General features: G+C 41.6%; 11 protein-coding genes. 5 read left to right on the top strand and 6 right to left on the bottom strand.

Annotation, left to right across the window (positions count from 1 at the left end; translation table 11 throughout):
• The first annotated feature begins 100 nt into the window (after positions 1-100).
• Genes recC through recD form a run of 3 tightly spaced genes read left to right on the top strand, consistent with a single transcriptional unit; the run spans position 101 to position 8968 of the window.
• The gene (recC, locus tag QMA00_RS03190; protein ID WP_290155991.1) at positions 101-3400 is read left to right on the top strand and encodes an exodeoxyribonuclease V subunit gamma; all 3300 of its coding nucleotides are present in this window, start codon (positions 101-103) and stop codon (positions 3398-3400) included.
• Positions 3387-6953, top strand: coding sequence for an exodeoxyribonuclease V subunit beta (gene recB, locus QMA00_RS03185; RefSeq protein WP_290155989.1), 3567 nt, complete (start codon positions 3387-3389; stop codon positions 6951-6953). The genes recC and recB overlap by 14 nt, the downstream gene beginning before the upstream one ends.
• Entirely contained in the window at positions 6950-8968 is a 2019-nt protein-coding gene (gene recD, locus QMA00_RS03180) for an exodeoxyribonuclease V subunit alpha (protein ID WP_290155988.1), read from the top strand. The genes recB and recD overlap by 4 nt, the downstream gene beginning before the upstream one ends.
• Before the next feature lie 13 nt (positions 8969-8981).
• On the opposite strand, the gene QMA00_RS03175 is transcribed toward recD, so the two are convergent.
• Positions 8982-9614, bottom strand: a complete 633-nt coding sequence (locus QMA00_RS03175; protein ID WP_290155987.1) for a trimeric intracellular cation channel family protein — start codon at positions 9612-9614, stop codon at positions 8982-8984.
• A gap of 439 nt (positions 9615-10053) precedes the next feature.
• Positions 10054-11343 (bottom strand): amidohydrolase, encoded by a 1290-nt coding sequence (locus QMA00_RS03170; protein WP_290155986.1) that lies wholly within the window; start codon positions 11341-11343, stop codon positions 10054-10056.
• A gap of 324 nt (positions 11344-11667) precedes the next feature.
• Here QMA00_RS03170 and QMA00_RS03165 point away from each other — a divergent pair, with 324 nt between their 5' ends.
• On the top strand, positions 11668-12726 hold the full coding sequence (locus QMA00_RS03165; protein ID WP_290155984.1) for a hypothetical protein: 1059 nt from the start codon (positions 11668-11670) through the stop codon (positions 12724-12726).
• Between the two features lie 64 nt (positions 12727-12790).
• Positions 12791-13855 carry a hypothetical protein gene (locus QMA00_RS03160; RefSeq protein ID WP_033103709.1) on the top strand — a complete coding sequence of 355 codons (1065 nt, stop codon included), beginning with the start codon at positions 12791-12793 and terminating at the stop codon, positions 13853-13855.
• A gap of 48 nt (positions 13856-13903) precedes the next feature.
• Here QMA00_RS03160 and ttcA read toward each other — a convergent pair whose 3' ends face one another.
• From ttcA to QMA00_RS03140, 4 genes are all read right to left on the bottom strand, one after another.
• A complete protein-coding gene (ttcA, locus tag QMA00_RS03155; RefSeq protein ID WP_076920801.1) occupies positions 13904-14818 on the bottom strand; it encodes a tRNA 2-thiocytidine(32) synthetase TtcA in 915 nt (304 codons plus the stop codon).
• Between the two features lie 93 nt (positions 14819-14911).
• The gene (gene uspE / locus QMA00_RS03150; protein ID WP_069439304.1) at positions 14912-15838 is read right to left on the bottom strand and encodes a universal stress protein UspE; all 927 of its coding nucleotides are present in this window, start codon (positions 15836-15838) and stop codon (positions 14912-14914) included.
• 159 nt (positions 15839-15997) lie between these two features.
• Positions 15998-17152 carry a right-handed parallel beta-helix repeat-containing protein gene (locus QMA00_RS03145; RefSeq protein ID WP_290155981.1) on the bottom strand — a complete coding sequence of 385 codons (1155 nt, stop codon included), beginning with the start codon at positions 17150-17152 and terminating at the stop codon, positions 15998-16000.
• 196 nt (positions 17153-17348) lie between these two features.
• The gene (locus QMA00_RS03140; protein WP_013464664.1) at positions 17349-18086 is read right to left on the bottom strand and encodes an FNR family transcription factor; all 738 of its coding nucleotides are present in this window, start codon (positions 18084-18086) and stop codon (positions 17349-17351) included.
• Between the last annotated feature and the right edge of the window lie 14 nt (positions 18087-18100).

Here is an 18100-nt window from a genome sequence, read left to right as displayed (position 1 = left end):
GGCTAACATGCTGATTTATTAACGCCAATTCCTCCTTAGCGCTACCGCTTAAATTGAAAATACCTTACACTGGCTTTATCTCAAGTAAGGCTGGTATCGTATGCTCAATATTATTCAATCAAACCGTATGGAAGCCCTGCAAGCGCAGTTTCATCAACTGTTAAAGGTAAACCCGTTGCAAAGCCCATTTGATAAAGAAGTGGTGTTAGTGCAATCGCCGGGTATGTCGCAGTGGCTAAAAATTGGTTTAAGTGAAAATTTAGGCGTGGCTGCGCAGGTAGACTTTCCGCTGCCGTCGAGCTTTATTTGGCAGTTGTACCAGCAACTATTGCCAAACGTGCCTAAAGAGTCGGCGTTTAATAAACCGAACCTTGCTTGGAAACTGTTTGCAATTTTACCTACTTGTATTGACGAGCCACTGTATTTACCCCTAAAAACTTATTTAGAGGGGGATATTGACGGCCAAAAAACCTTTGCCCTATGTGAAAAAATAGCCGATGTGTACGACCAATATTTAATGTATCGCCCCCATTGGATAGCCACTTGGGATAGCGGTGTTGATACGCTTGACGATGTAGATATCAGCATTGCTCCTTGGCAACCCGATTTATGGCGCCGCCTTGTCAAATTAAGTAAAACACTTGGGCAAAGCCAATTTCACCGCGCCAACATGCAAGGACAATTACTCAGCGCCCTTGAGAGTATGGATAGCAGCTTATTGCCAAAGCGTATTAGCCTATTTGGTATATCTGCGATTGCCAGCTCACAGCTTGACGTGTTTGAAGCCTTGAGTAAAAAAACTGAGGTGTTTTTATTCTTTTTTAACCCCAGCGAGCATTATTGGGGCGATATAATCGATGAAAAAACAGCGGCTAAAATAAACGCTAAATACGCCAAAATGCCGCTGGTGGAAGCGCAGCAAAAAAAGCAAACGAATCCTGATGAAGAATACTATTTTATTGGTAATCCGTTGTTGTCGTCGTGGGGTAAACTCGGCCGCGATTATTTTGAGCAACTGGTGCAGCTTGATGCCCGTTGGATTGATGGTTTTATTGATGCGTTTGACGATACCTTACTTGGGCAAGTGCAAAGTGAAATATACCAACTTGCCTTTAAAGGTGAATCGCTTACCGATAACAAAGAATGGTTTATAAACGATGAGGGTAAACTGCCCATAAGTGCACACGATACCAGCATTACGTTAAGTGACTGCCACACGCCATTAAGGGAAGTCGAGCGCCTGCACGACTACTTACTCAATTTGTTTAATCAAAACCCAACGCTTACCCCCAAAGACATCATTGTGATGATGCCTGATGTAGGTATTTATAGCCCTTACATTGAGGCCGTTTTTGGTGGTGCGCAGGGCAGCCGATTTATACCATACGCCCTTGCCGATTTAGCCATAGAGCAAGAAAAACCAGTACTGAGCTCGTTTGCCAGTTTAGCTAATTTACCGTTTTCGCGCTTTGGCGTGTCGGATATTCTTGATTTATTACAGGTTACGCAAATTGCCGAAAAATTTGGCCTAGAGGCCCATGAATACGAGCAAATACATTATTGGCTTGAGCGAGTAGGGGTAAAGTGGGGTGTAAACGCTGAGCATAAACAAAGCTTTGATTTACCCGCCATTGATTTAAATACCTGGCAACATGGCTTGAACCGCTTATTACTGGGGATTGCCATGCGCGATGAACAGTGCCCATTTAATGGTATTTACAGCGCCGATGAAGTAGAAGGTATGGCGCTTGATACACTCAATAAGCTGGTGCATTTTATTGATGTGCTTCAAGACTTTAAAGCGAAACTCACCCCAGATGATACGCTTACCAATAAAGCCCATATATTATGTGAATTACTCAATGCTGTGTATGAGAGCGAAAGCGATGATAGCTGGGATTTATTAGTGCTGCAAAAGGTGCTCGAAGACATTGCGAAGCACCACGACAACGGCGACTACAGTAAAGCCGTTTCGCAGCGCATAGTGAGCTATCTAATCAAGCAAGGTATACAAGAAAAAGGTGTCGGCCAGCGCTTTTTAGTGGGGCAGGTGAATTTTTGTACGTTAATGCCAATGCGTGCCGTGCCGTTTAAGGTGGTGTGTATGCTAGGCTTGAATGATGCCGATTACCCACGTACCGTGCAGCCTATCGGATTTGATTTAGTGCCGTATTCTAAAAAGCAAAAAGGTGACCGTTCACGTAAACTCGATGACCGCTACCTCTTTTTAGAAGCGCTTCTTAGTGCCCGAGATAATTTATATATGAGCTACATTGGCCGCTCGTGTTTTGACAACCAGCCGCGCATGCCATCAACACTTGTCAGTGAATTGTTAGAATACATAGGTCGCAGCTTTAAACTTAGCGAACCCAGTGATAAACCCTTGCCAGATTGTCTTATTAGCCAACAACATTTACAACCTTTTAATAGTCATTATTATTTGCCAGCTAGCGCTGAACAGGCAGGGCTTAACAACCACAGCTATAACCCAATTTGGCTGCCTAGCGAGGCCATTGAGCCAAAAGCAATCACTGCGCTTGATGTAACGCCTCCAGAGCTGCTTGATCTTGATATGTTTATTCGCAGTGTGTGCCACGCCCAAGAGAGCTTTTATCAGCAAAGCCTAGGGTTACGTTTGCCGCAATTTAACGATATAGCCAAAGATGAAGAACCGTTTAGCTTAGATGCGCTGCGCCGTTATTTTTACCTTGATGAAATACTTGAAGCTAATATTAACGATACACCACTGAGTACCGAACAAATACTGCAGCGCGGTGAGTTGCCGCAAGCCCATGTTGGCAGCTTAATTTATGAGAGCATGCAACATCGCGTTGATGCGCTTGCAGGGCAAGTAAAACAACAAATAAAAGCGGGTAAAAGCGAACCGATAGAAGTGTTACTTGCGCTTGAAAATACCACTATTGAAGGCTGGCTAAACCATGTGTATATGCAAAAACAAGTGTTTTATCGCAGTGCCAGTATTAAAGCTAAAGATTTAATTAAAGGCTTTATTTATCATCTTGCTGCACAAAGCATGCAACAAGAGGTTGAAACTTTATTACTGGGTTTAGATAAACAAATTAGCTTTGCCCCTATGAGTAAAGCCAATGCCGACTTGCTGCTTGCAGATTGGTTTGAACTATATAAAGCATTGCGAAACGCGCCGGTGGCGTTTTTTCCGGTGAGTGGTTACGAATATGTGAAAAGCGGTGGCGATATGGCAAAAGCTAACAGTAAATTTAGCCCACAGTATATTGGCCGAGGTGAAGGGGAAAACCCTTATATTCGTCTCACGGTGCAATCGCTCAATGATTGCCAAGAGGAGTTTATACAATGGAGCGAAAAATTACTCGCCCCGTTATTTGAGCACGCCAAGGAGAGTGACTATGCAAGCGCTTAACCCACTCACTATGCCATTAAAGGGCCAAAGTTTGATAGAAGCCAGTGCTGGCACAGGTAAAACCTACACGATCACGGGTTTGTATTTGCGCTATTTATTGGGCATGCAAATACCTGGTGAGTTGAATACGCCATTGAGTGTTGAGCAAATTTTGGTAGTAACCTTTACCGATGCCGCCACGCAAGAAATTAAAGACCGCGTTCGTAGCCGTATTATTGCCGCGCGTGATGCGTTACTTGGGCAAGTACCTAATGATGAGCTAATTGAGGGTGTAATAGCAGGCGTTGATGACAAGCACCGTGCATTTGACTTACTCGATGCCGCAGCTAAATCAATGGACGAGGCGGCTATTTTTACCATTCATGGTTTTTGTCAGCGGATGCTAAAACAACATGCGTTTGAATCTGGTGTAGCATTTAACTTAGAGTTTATTTTAGATGAGCGCGAGATACTGCTTGAGACCATAAAAGATTTTTGGCGCGCGTTTGTCTACCCGCTTAATAAGCAAAAAACAAATGCGATTTTAGAGGTGTTTGCCGCACCCGAATCATTATTTAGCCAAGTAAGCAGTATTTTAAATAAAGCCAACGCCGAAATAACACCGCAAGTAAATTTAGAGGATGTGTGGCAAGCCCGAGATGAATACTTGGAGCTTGTACCCGCCTTTAAAAAAGCGTGCCTAGAGCAAGAGTTTATTGGTGCTGTGAAAGCATCCGATTTAAGTGGCTCAAAAACACCCGGGCGAAAAGGCAGTTTAGCGGCGCTTGAAGCATTTTGCTTAGGCAATGATGACTTTTTTGAATTTGGTACTAACAAATATTCGTTTGAGGTATGGAGCAGCGAGAATTTAAGTAATACCGCTAATTATAAAAAAAATGGCACATTACTGACTCATCCACTTATTAGCCAATTCGATACCTTAGCCGCACTTAACAATACCATTAAACAAGGGCTAAAAATTGCGATAGTGCAATATGCGGCAAGTTGGGTAAAAGCGGCCATAGTTAAGCGCAAACAAGAGCAAAGCGTGATCACCCCTGATGACCTACTCACTAATTTACATACGGCCCTTAATAGTGAGCAGGGTGACGTATTGTCGCAAAAAATTGCGCAGTTATTTCCGGTGGCAATGATTGATGAGTTTCAAGACACCGACCCTATTCAGTACGGTATTTTTAGTAAAATTTATGCTCAAAGCAATACCACTTTAGCCATGATAGGCGATCCCAAACAAGCTATTTATGGCTTTAGGGGCGCAGATATATTCACCTACATTGGTGCCAAAGAGGCCGTAGAGCAGTCGCAACAATTTACCCTAGGCACTAATTTTCGCTCCAGCAGCGATATCGTCAACAGCGTAAATAGCTTGTTTAGTAAATACGACAACAGCTTTATTTATAACGATGCCATTCCTTTTAATAAAGTGAAAGCCAAGGGTAAAAAAGCCGAAGATACATTTTTAATTGCTGGCAAACCGGCCATCGCCTTTGAGTTTAATGTGTTTGTAGATGAAGCCGGCGATGAAAAAGGCAAACCGACCAGTAAAGGCTTAGGGCAAGCTCATTTAGCCACCCATTTTGCCAATAAAATTGTTACTTTACTTGAGCAGGCAAACCAAGGAATAGCCTGTATTGGCAGTACGCCGGTAAGCGCTGCTGATATTTGTATTTTGGTGCGCGACCGCGTTGAAGCGCAAATAATGAAGCAGGCCTTGAGCAAAGCCAATATTGCCAGCGTGTATTTGTCTCGTGATAGTGTATTTAGCCAAGAGCTAAGTCACCATTTACTCAACTTTTTAACCGCATTGCACGGCCAGTACGACGAGTCGCTACTACGTGGTGTACTCGCAGGGCCATTATTCTGTTTAAGTTATAACGATATTTTTGCTTTGGCCGATGATGAAAATGCATGGCAAGAACACTTAAACTTTTTTGCCCAACTTAGCCATATTTGGCACAAGCAAGGGGCTATGGCCATGCTTGAGCGCTTACTGAGTCATAATCAACTCAGTGCCAAATGGCAAGGCTTGGGCTATAACGTAGAACGTTGGCTTACCGACTTTAGACACCTTGGCGAAATACTGCAGCAAAAACAAATAGAGCTTGAAGGGACACTTCGTTTGTTGCGTTGGTTTGCGCAAAAGGTGAGCCAACAAGATGGCGAAACTGTGCAAGTACGTTTAGAGAGCGACGCAAATTTGGTTAAAATTGTCACTATGCATGCCTCAAAGGGGCTTGAATATCCATTGGTATTTATGCCCTTTGCCAGTGGCTATCGTGAAACTAAAGACGCGCTTTATCACCATAACGGCAAGTTAATTTTTGATTTAAGTAAAGACGAAGACGCCTTGCAACAAGCAGAGCAAGAGCGCCTAGCCGAAGATTTACGCCTATTGTATGTCGCACTGACCCGTGCAGTGCATTTTTGTGCCTTGGGTGTATATAATATCGGGCAAGGGCAAAGTAGCCGCTTAGCGATTCAAAGTAGTGCGCTTGGGCATGTGTTGTTCTCAGGGTTAGCGTTAACCAGCAGCCAAACATGGCGCACTCATTTAAGTGAGTTTTGTGATGCCAATGATTCGATGGAATATCTGCAATTTACCTCGGGTGAATTACTCGAGCAGGGCATACTTCGCTTTAATAATGAACACGTTGAAAAGCAGGCGTTGAGTATTAATACTGTAACCACGCAGATTGAACGCGATTGGCGGGCAACCAGTTTTAGTGCCTTGAGCTTTAAAAAGCATACTGACCAACTGGCACCTGGGCGCAGCGATGAAGATCATCAAAAAGATGAGTTTGCGGTGCAACAAGATGAACTTCTCTCACCGTATAGTTTTCCAAAAGGTGCAAAACCAGGAAGTTGCTTACACGAAATATTCGAGCAACTTGATTTTACCAGCCCGCTTGTTCACCCCTCAAATCCAGAGCAAAACTTATCGGCAGTAATTAAACGTGCCTTTGAAAAATACCATATTGATGAGCAATGGCAGCAAATTACCGAGCAATGGATACTCGATGCGCTTAATTGCCCGTTAAATAGTGAAAATAATTTAAGCTTGAGTCAATTATCACCGAGAGATTGTCTTGTTGAAATGGAGTTTAACTTACCGCTTGCTAGCCTAAGTGCGCCTAAACTCAACGAAATGCTGATTAAACACTTTGGTTTTAGCCAAAGCAAACTTGAATTTGCCCATGTAAAAGGCTTATTAAAAGGCTTTATAGATTTAATTTTTTGCTACCAAGGCAAGTATTATATTTTAGATTATAAATCGAATTATTTGGGCAGTATCCCCGCAGATTATGAGCCAGAGCAGCTTGAGCAAGCCATGACCAGCCACCAATATCATTTACAGTATTTAATTTATACCGTAGCGCTGCATCGATTACTTAAACAACGTATTCCTGACTATGCCATAGAGACGCATTTAGGCGGCGTGTATTATACCTTTTTACGCGGTATGCCAGCGGGTGAAGGGGTGTACTTTAAACAGTTAAGTACAGAGCAAGTTATTATTTTAGATGGTTTGTTTAGCCAAGGAGCGATGCTATGAGTGATTTAAACCAACACCCCGGTTTGTTTGATGACGTTGACGACGCGCCTGTTGATGAGTCGTCGTTACTCAATGAACAACCAGCAGACTCTGTAACTCAAACACCGAAAGTTGTGCCGCTGCTTAGCTATTTAACTGAGCAGCATCGCGTACGTGTTGTGGATGTAAAGCTGGCCGAATTACTCAGTGGTAACAATACTGAGCATGATCATGACGAATTATTTTATATTATTTTAATGCTGTGTTTATCGCAGCAAAGCCAGCATAGTTGTTTAACTCTAACAGAGGTTGATTGGACTAATCCGTTTAATTTACGCCAAAGCGACTTTACTAAATTAGAAGGCACCGTACCTGACACTCTCACCCCATTTAGTGACGATTTTACGACTGAGGCAGCAATAAGTTACTTACACGCGCATCACAGTGTGGGGGATCACAAGCCGCTGCAATTGTTTAATCAGCGGTTGTATTTTACGCGTTTAGCAGGGTATGAGCAAACTTTAGCGCAGCGATTACTGGCAATGAGTGAGCGACAACTCAATATTGATGATGCAGTCCTTACTGAGTTATTAACACGCTACTTTCCTGATAATCCAACGCTTGATATTGATTGGCAAAAGGTCGCTTGTGCCATTGCTGCAACAAAGGGCTTTAGTGTGATCACAGGCGGGCCTGGCACAGGTAAAACCACCACGGTGACAAAGCTGTTAGCCATTTTACAGTCGTTATATCAGGCTGCACCATTGAGCATAAAATTAGTGGCACCCACCGGTAAAGCAGCGGCGCGACTAACCGAGTCAATTTTAGGGGCTAAAAATAAGCTCACAGAAATACCGGATGATATTAATTCGTTGATCCCGCAAAGTGCGCAAACCATTCATCGGTTGTTGGGAGTTAAGCCATTTACCAATAAATTTCGGCACGATAAAAGCAATCCGCTGCATGTTGATGTATTGATTATTGATGAGGCCAGTATGGTCGACTTATCACTTATGGCTAAATTAATCGAGGCTTTGCCAGATCATGCCCGATTGATTTTACTCGGTGATAAAGACCAACTTGCCTCGGTTGATACTGGCAGCGTAATGAGTGATTTATGCCAAGGGTTAGTGCTTGGGCAAACACCGCGTTATTCAAAAGCACGCTGTGAGCAATTAAATAAGGTGTGTTTTAATGGCACCGCTAAACTTGGCGCGCAAAATCAGAGTGAGTTTAAACTGGCTGATTGCATTGCCTTTTTACAACATAGTTATCGCTTTGATGCCAAAAGTGGCATAGGCCAATTGGCTTTGGCTGTTAATACCAATGATCGGGGTATTTTAAATTACGTTGAACAACAAAGTACGCAAGGGCATTTTAGCGATGTGATTTTAGACTACGATTTTGTCTCTACACCGATTGAAAAGCTTATAAACAGCGCGGCAAGTCACTACGGTGATTATTTAACACTGATTGCCCAAGGAGCTAGTGTTGCCAAAGTGCATGAGGCTTTTGCCCGCTATCAATTACTTGCAGCAGTGCGTGAAGGCGATTACGGCGTTAATAGTTTAAATCAACGTATTGAGCGGGTATTGCAACAGCAAGGGTTAATTAGCGTTAACCCTAATCAGCGGCATTACACGGGTATGCCTATTATGATTAGCCAAAACGATTATCAACTTAAACTTTTTAACGGTGATATAGGTATTTTAATGCCTGATGATAGTAGCCAACTCAAAGCACTGTTTATTGATGAGCAGGGTAATGAACGTGCATTTTCACCTGCACGACTCCCAGCGCACGATAAAGTGTATGTTATGACCATTCATAAATCGCAAGGCTCAGAGTTTAGTTACACTGCTATGGTATTGCCACCACTTAAGCATGCGAGCGTCGGTATTAATCGGCAATTAGTGTATACCGGTATTACCCGCGCAAAGCAGACCTTTGAGCTGGTAGCAGATAAAAAAGTGCTGCAACTGGCGATGGGTAAAAGTGTGTCACGGGCATCAGGACTCTATGAGCGATTAGTGTAACGCAATGCTTATACTAATCGTTTATTTTTGGAGTTCGTTTTCTAAATAGGTTGGGCTGCCAGCCAAAATGGAGCGCGCCCAATCTTAAAAAAACACTGACCAACAGCGAACCAAGAATGCACCATAAATAAGGGGCTTCTAATAAAAATAGCGCGGCATAGGTCAAGCCTCCTGCAAAACAGGCGGTGGAGTAGAGCTCTTCTCGCATCACCAACGGCACTTCTCGACAGATCACGTCGCGTATTAAGCCACCAAATATCCCCGTAGTCATGCCCATTGTAAGTGCAACCATCATGGTGGTGCCTTCAATTAATGCTTTTTCAATACCGACCACATTAAAGATAGCCATACCAATCGCATCAACCAACAACATGTAATAGTTAGACACATCGGGTAAGTGGCGAATAAACATAACAGTGACAAAAATAGCGCCATAGGTGGCATATAAAAAATCTGGGTTGGCTATCCAAAAAACGGGTTGGTTAAGAAGTATATCTCTGAGCGTGCCACCGCCTAACGCGGTGACTGAGCCAACAACCACCACTCCAAATCCGCCAATATCTTTATCATGGCCTAATAACGCACCTGAAATTGCAAAAAAAGCCACACCAATTAAGCTTAAAAAATTAAAATATTCTGCTGTCATTAAGGTGTCCTTACCTGATTGAGAATTTATATAATTAAAGGTAAGCGAAAGGGGATTTATATTAGCTGAATAACACTAGGGTCTGTTTACCTTTCAAGGTTGAATTTGCATCAGTCTGCTTGGTATTAAAGCAAGGCAGAGCCTGTGTGGTGTGGTTATTCCCCATAAATAGGCGATAACGCAGCATCAATGCCAAACAGGCGCTGCCCGAAGGGTTCTGCCTAGGGGCGATTTACTCTTTGTTGCCTACATGGATGTAGGTAAGGGGCGTGAGCAGGACGCGGAAGCTTTGCTCGGTTTTTACATAGTCCACTAGGTTACAAACCTCGCGTCGTGATTAAACCGCCCCTAGCTTGAACAAATATTAATCCGCAAAGGTCAACAGACCCTAGCTTTACAAGCACAAGGTTATTACCCCTGTGCTTGTTACGTTGAGTTGTTATTGTAAGTAGTCAACAACCAGTTGAGATAATGATTCTACGCCGAGTTGTAAGGCGCTTTCGTCAACATAAAACTGAGGTGAATGATTACTTGCTGCCGTTTTAGCGTTTTGATCTTTTGGAGTGACGCCTAAAAAGTAAAATAGCCCAGGGGTTTCAAGCGCATAATAACTAAAGTCTTCTGCGCCGGTAATTAAATCGGTGGTAATAATGTTGTCAGCACCAGCAATACGGGCAAGCGTTGGGGTCATTTTTTGGGTGAGTGCTACATTGTTTACTGTGACAGGGTAGCCGTGATCTATATGCACATCGGCTTTAGCACCAGCGGATTCGGCAACCAGCTCAGCGGTTTTAGCTAAACGTTTTTTAATATCGGCGCGCATAGTTTGATCAAAGGTTCTAATGGTACCAATCAGCTCTACATTATCAGGGATTATATTTGAGCGTATGCCGCCATTAATTGCGCCAAACGAAATGACTGAAGGTGCTTTAGTTACATCAACTTGGCGAGAGGCGATTGTTTGAGTTGCCATTATAATTTGTGATGAAGCAACAATTGGGTCTACGCCATTCCATGGACGCGAACCATGTGTTTGACGCCCCGTTACGTTAATTGTGAAAGAATCTTCACTGGCCATTAGTGGCCCTTCACGAAAGCCAATTTGCCCTGTATTGAGTGAGCTGGTGACATGTAAACCAAACACGGCCTCAGGCTTTTGCTTAAATAAGCCTTCTTTTAACATCAGCTCAGCGCCACCTTCTTCGCCCTCGGGGGCACCTTCTTCAGCCGGTTGAAATACAAACAGTACTTCGCCCGCTAACTGATCTTTTATTTTTACCAGTGACTCTGCCACGGCCATTAAAATAGCAACATGAGTGTCGTGCCCGCAGGCATGCATAACGCCTACTTCATTGCCTCGATAGGTTGATGTTTGTTTAGAGGCAAAGGGTAAATCAATTTGTTCGGTAACCGGTAAAGCATCCATATCAGCACGCAATGCGATTAAAGGGCCTTTTTTACCGCCGCTTAATTTAGCCACAACTCCGGTATGCGCAACACCCGTTTGTACTTCAAGACCCAGTGATTTTAAATGTTCAGTAATGTACTTGGCGGTTTCAAATTCGCGATTACTCAGCTCTGGATATTGATGTAAGTGACGACGCCATGTAATGACTTTTTCACTCACACTTTGTGTTGCTTTTTCAAGTTGGGTGTTAACACTCGCGGCAAAACTAGGGGCGGAAATGGCGGTTAATAAAAAGCCACCACATATTATTTTTTTTATCATTATGATTCCTTGGTTGTTCGTATGTAACTAACTTACGCTATTACGCTGATAAAAAGTAGTGCCGTGCGATAGTTAACAAAAAAGTGCACGGTGTTTTCAATGGCGGTTTATAAAGCCCATAAACTGTTTCAAATAGCACAATAGTTTAGCGCTTTTGTCGTATTTTAACGCAGATATTTAGCCTTAATAGCGAAAATGATAACAAAATGTTGCACTTTTTAACTTTGTTCCCAATACTGGTCAATGCGTTGCTTTTACCATGCACCGACAACAGCGTGTAACAAGCTAAGCATAATAAAAATATTGAATCAGTTAAGGATTAATATGAACAACACACACATATTTAAACGCGTATCTTTATTTGCAGCAGCATTAAGCCTGCTAATGAGTTTTTCTGCGCTCAGTAAAGAGTATAAGGTAATTTTAATTCATGGCTTACAGGTATCACAACTTACCAATAGAGCAGCCATTGATGTGGTAAGCGATGGACAAAGCTATTGGCAGTCTTACTGGGTGAACCGCGCAGATGAGCGCATCGATTGGCCTGCATATGAACGAATAGAAGGAAAAATCACCACCGATTGGGTATGGCCTAAACTACAGCAAATTTCTCGCTCAAATCTATGCGAGCCAGGCTGTGTATTTGTGACTCATTCAACCGGTGACTTAGTTGCCCGATATATTATAGATAACCAAGAAAACTGGCTTGCAAATTCCGGATTACAGCCGCTTAATATTATTGCCACCTTTGATTTAGCCGGTGCTGGTGGCGGCAGTGAATTGGCCGACTTAGCGGTGAGTACATTAACAGGCGCATCGTGGAATTTTGCTGTAGATGCCGCGCTAACGTGGTGGTTAGGCAGTGAAGTTAATGAGGCGGTAGGCGTATTGCACGATTTAAAAGTAAATAATGCACGCAGAATTGCGCCATTACCTGATGCACGCACACCTCGTTTACGTTTTGTAGCCGATGGTAATGCTTACTTAGGTTTAACGGCTGGATTTTTACGCGGTAATGACGACTCGGTAGTGGCTACTCACTCATCATGTGGTGCAAGCTCGGTAAACTCATTTGGTAGCTGTAGCACCAATATTGACACTAATGGGCGTTTAAAATCGCAAGGTGATGCTGTTAATAGTTTTATGCCATATCATTATCCATTAATGATGACTAACAGTTACAGCCATAATGAGATTCAACAAGCGCAGCGCCAAGGAAATGTAACGATTGCGATGAATAACATTATGGTAGCTGGCGACACGCTAGGGTTTGAAACCGTAGATGAAACCACAGGTAGTTGGTTTTGGAAGAAACAATATCGTTATGTAAAAGACTCAGATAATTTGAGTGCATCGGCACTTATATATAATGTGATCCCGTAATATAAGCATACTTAAAACATCGTGTAGTATACGTACTACACGTTTTATATAGGATAACTAACCGATGAAAAAGTCCTACGTGATTGGCTTTGCTATCAGCATGGGCCTACTTATGTGGTTTTTAATTGATGAGGGTCATGCAAGTTACCCCCTAAAACAAGCCCCTCTCAATGATAAAAAGCCGATATCGACACCTCCAGCTCAGCAGCGCACGCTAAGCCAACCTGTGATAAAGGCAACAACAAAAACCAGCTCAGTAACTCAGTCAGCATTTGATGAAGACTTAGCCAAAGCGGCATCGGCGGTGGCACAACAGTATCAACAAAGTTTGGCGTTTCCGCCTTATTCACAACCATTAACGGTATATGATGAGGACAGACTTAAGCCAAATCAGTTCTTTCCTGTTAGCAGCCCAGTGGGTGAGCAAGGCGGGGAGTTAACAGTGAGCTTGTCTCAATATCGGTATGTGTATCCACAAGCTATAGAGCTAACCGTAAGCGCCCCAAATTTAGGTAAGGCGGTAGTAACACTCAGTAATACAGACACCAAAAAGTCGCTAAAAACGCAAAGTGGTGTGGCTCGTCAAAACGAGCTGGCAATGACATTTAAAGGTGAAGAAGACTATCCACGTAATTTACAATTATTAGTTGAAGCCGATATCGCGGGTAAAATAGTCCCGGTGGTGGCACAAATACACTATATGCCGCCTAGTGCAACCTTAACTGGTTTTGAAAACGCCTATCCACGTAATGAAAACATGATAGTACCGGCCAATTTAACAGTTATAAAAAGTGGCTTATACCGTTTAAGAGCTAACTTATACAGTGGAACTTCGCCATTAGCACATTTAGTTGCTAAAGCACGTTTAAATGAGGGCAGTCAGCAAATTGACTTTAAAGCGCATTGGTCTGTTTTGCCCAAGCAAACGGGCGGCTTACGGTTAAGCGATTTTGTTGTTGAGCGTATGTCGCCAAGCCCAGGTGAGCTTAACAGTTTTGGTGAAAGTGAAATTAGCGAGTTTACTATTGAAGATTTTGCTTACGACAGCTTACAACAGTTGCCTTATCAGGCAAACAAACAAGAAATGCAGAGTTTAGAGTTTTTACAAGGATTAGCTGCTGGTCAGTAGCAGCATAGAACAAAGTGAAGGGTTTGCATTACTGCAAACCCTTAAAAATTAGCTTAAATTAATGGTAACCACGTCGGCTTGGTTTGTTTCATCTTGTTCATGATTAATTGGCGCTTTTGGAATATCTGGCTTATCGAGCGCGATATCGCCCCCATCAATAACGTCACCCGTTTGCAAGTTGGTAAAATCAAATAATTGATTATCAGCTAAGTGTGAAGGCACAACGTTTTGCATGGCGGTGAAAATACTCTCTATACGGCCTGGGTGCTCTTTATTCCATTGCTCTAGCATATTTTTAGTGTGTTTACGCTGTAAGTTTTCTTGTGAGCCACATAAATTACACGGAATAATAGGGTAGCCTTGGCTGAACGCATATTTGCTTATATCGGCTTCTTTACAATATGCCAGTGGGCGAATAACCATATGCTCACCGTTATCGCTCATTAGTTTAGCCGGCATACTTTTTAGTTTTCCGCCATAAAACATATTTAAAAACAAGGTTTCTATCATATCATCGCGGTGATGACCCAGTGCAATTTTAGTCGCACCTAACTCTTTAGCAGTGCGATATAAAATACCGCGGCGCAAGCGAGAGCAAAGCGAGCAGGTTGTTTTACCCTCAGGAATAATATCAGTTACAATACTGTAGGTATCTTCTTCTACAATTTTGTATTCAATATTTAAATTATCAAGATACTCAGGAAGCACATGCTCAGGAAAACCAGGTTGTTTTTGGTCGAGATTTACTGCAAATAAATCAAACTTGATAGGTGCAACACGTTGTAAATGTTGCAACATGTCGAGCATAGTGTAACTGTCTTTGCCACCCGATAAGCACACCATAATACGGTCACCTTCTTCAATCATGTTAAAGTCCATGACAGCTTGACCTGTGAGGCGGCGTAAACGCTTTTGAAGCTTATTTAAGTTGTATTGAGCTTTGGCTTGAGCAGAATGAGACACTACGCCCCCTTATAAAATAGTACGGCAAAATTAATTGCTAAAAATAAAGGGGCGTATTATAAGTCATATGTAATATGGGAGCTACTGCAAACGCTAACTTTCTGCAAGCGGGCTTACGTACCCATCAGGTTTAAGTGCAAGTACATCACAATCAAGGCTGTCAATAACATGCTCAGCAGTGTTGCCTACTAAGGCAGCGCTTAAGCCAGTCCGTCCGACCGTGCCAATAACCACTAATTCGCTGTTTAAGCGTTTTGCAACATCCGGTATCACATCTTCTGGCAATCCCTCTTCAATAAAGCATTGTTCAGAGGTTAGGTTAAACTCACTAGCGAGTTCATTGGTTGATTCAATATGATGTTTTTTAACTGATTCGTTATATAACCCTGGGTTAAACTCAGGGATCTCTATGGCTATATTAACCGGTGTAGCAGGGTATGCATTGACTAAGTTAAGTTTAGCATTAGCCAGTTCACATAAAAATTGTGCATCTTTAATTATGCGTTTATTCAGTGACAGGTGCTGATCATTTTCACTGACTGCATTAACAGCCGCTAAAATATTCCCATGTGCTGGCCACGCCATATCTTTTACAAATAATACAGGGGTTGGGCATTTTCTGACTAAGTGCCAGTCTGTTGGTGTGAAAATAACCGCTTTAAGCGCACCATGCTGATGAGTACCTTTGATCACTAGGTCATATTTATCATTAATAACGGTATTAATAATGGCTTCGTAAGGGCGGTTATGCCAAATGACTTGGGTATTAATATTAATGTTTTGATAAGGAGAGACAAGATCTTTTAACCATAGTTCGCGATCTTTTAACACCGCTTTACGCATTGCTTCACGTTCATCACCAGAGAGCATAGTAGTCATTTCGTAAGAGAAATCGTACACCGTCATAAAGGCGGTAATGCTAGCCCCTGATTTTTTGGCTAAATCTATTGAACGCGCGAGGGCATTTTGATCGTCTTTAGTTGGGTCAATAACCGCGATAATACGTTTAATCGTTTCCATTGTGCTACTCCATTCACTTAACAGTTATACCTTGAGTGTAACGCAAATACACAACAGTTAAAGGGGTAGCACTAATATTCTTGTTCTATATCAAGAAATAAAGCTTCTCTAATTTTGAAACCCTTACCCTGCATGAACGTGTGTAGAGCTTTACAAAATTTAATTATTTTCAGGCTTTATTAAAGTGTTGTCTTCCACAGTGAATCCACTCGTTTTTTTCACAAAGTCTACTTCGGGTAGTAAGTTATAAACATTATCTTTGATTGTAGAAAATAGATAACTCTTTCCACCTCTAGTAAATAAATTAATAAGATACCAATATTTTTTTTCAGGATAAACAGTCATATCAACGTCAATAAAGTGATTGTTATTGATATAAATGCCTCTTACGTATTTGTCATCTATTAGCTCGCTGGTTACATCTGACTGTATTCTAATGCCTCCCTTAGAACGTAAAACTGTGTTGTGAGTAAAATAAATACTTCCCCAATTAAAAGGCTCCGTCACACTTTTTGGTTTGTTAGGGTAAGCATTGAGGATAAACTTATCACTGTCTATGAAGGTATTAGCAATAATTTTTACGTTAGAGTAATAAGTAATTTCTATAGCGGTGCCTTTGGTGTTTTTGAAAGTGTTATATCTTACTAGAGCCTTTGATACAGGTTTAACCGTGGCAAATTTCAATGATCCCTTCAATCCCTCAAAAATATTATCTTCAACTGTAATATCATGCGTACCTCCATAGTTATTATTCCACGGGTGAGTAGTTGATACTTGTGTGACATTTTCAAAGTAATTATTACGAATATCAATTCTGAAAGAATTGATATTCGTATCATGGGATGATAAGTGTGAAGATGTTGCTCTTATAGCCGCATCGCCAAAATCAAAAAATTGATTATGTTTAATTGAAATATCTTCGGAGCCGGCAAAAAGGATACCTTGCTCACCCCAAACATAATTAATTTTGTCTGTCGTTAACCCCCTAAAAATAAAACCATTAATTTCTATGAAGCGTGAATTATAAAAGGATAAAATATACTCTCCTTCAAATTGGTCACACTTTTTTAGTATAACGCCAGTATTAGCTGTAATAACAATATTGTTAAGATTTCTAACAATAATAGCTGAGCAGATGTCATAAACTCCTGGCTTGTCTATTTTAAGCTCAGAATTTTCTGCAGTGTTTAAAATCAAGTCTTTTAGTGCTTCTGAGTCATCAATGCCGTCATCGGGGATCATTGAGCTCGATGCTTGGCTACTATATAAAATACTTAAAGAAAGAGCGATAAATAGAAATAAAGATTTAGGCATAAGATTGTCCTTCTATGTAAGAGTTTAATAGGACGTAGTTGCTTTTATATTAAAAAATGAGCCAGACAATTCATTCATCGACTCTTAAAAGTGAATGGTTAATACCTCTACTCAAAGTGTTAGTAGAGATAGAGCATAATTGCAATAATTACGCTCCAATTCAGGGTAGGATTAATTTTAAAATGAGAAATGATTATTAACGAGGCTTAACAATCGCAGCCGTTTTGGCTAAAGCGTCATTATCTAAAATAGTAATAAATTTACCTTCTACTTTAATTAAGTCGGCTTTTTGAAAACGGCTTAATAAACGGCTGATAGTTTCTACTGTTAAACCAAGGTAGTTGCCAATTTCGCCGCGAGTCATGGTAAATCTAAATTCTTTACGTGAAAAACCACGCTCACCAAAACGCTCTGATAAGTTATAAATAAAGCTAGCAAGACGTTCTTCTGCTGATTTTTTATTAAGTAATAATAGCATTTCCTGATCGTAGGTTATTTCACTGCTCATTAAACGCATTATTTGTTGGCGCAATTTAGGCAGTTTACCGGCTAGTTCGTCAAGAGTTTCAAAGGGAATTTCACATACCATTGAGGTTTCTAGTGCTTGAGAAAAACTTTGATGTTGCATTTTATTGATGGCGTCAAAGCCAACAAGGTCACCCGCTAAATGAAAGCCTGTAATTTGTTCATCGCCTTGCTCTGACAAGGTATACGATTTAAACGACCCCGAACGAACTGCATAAATTGCATTTAAAGGTGCGCCCGACTCAAATAAGTAGTCACCCTTGTGTAATGGTTTTTTTCGCTCAATGATCTCATCAAGTTTATCCATTTCTTGGCCATTTAAAGAAAATGGTAAACATAACTGGCTAATACTGCAGTTATTACAGCTAATGGCACAATTACCTTTAGCACGACTTTGAGAAAAATCCATAAGTTCAATCCGTT

Origin of the sequence: Pseudoalteromonas sp. APC 3694 (genome assembly GCF_030407565.1) — a bacterium.
GTDB classification, from domain to species: Bacteria; Pseudomonadota; Gammaproteobacteria; order Enterobacterales; family Alteromonadaceae; genus Pseudoalteromonas; species Pseudoalteromonas tetraodonis.
The sequence above is the reverse complement of the archived record's forward strand: the minus strand, read 5'-3'. Positions and strand labels throughout refer to the sequence as shown.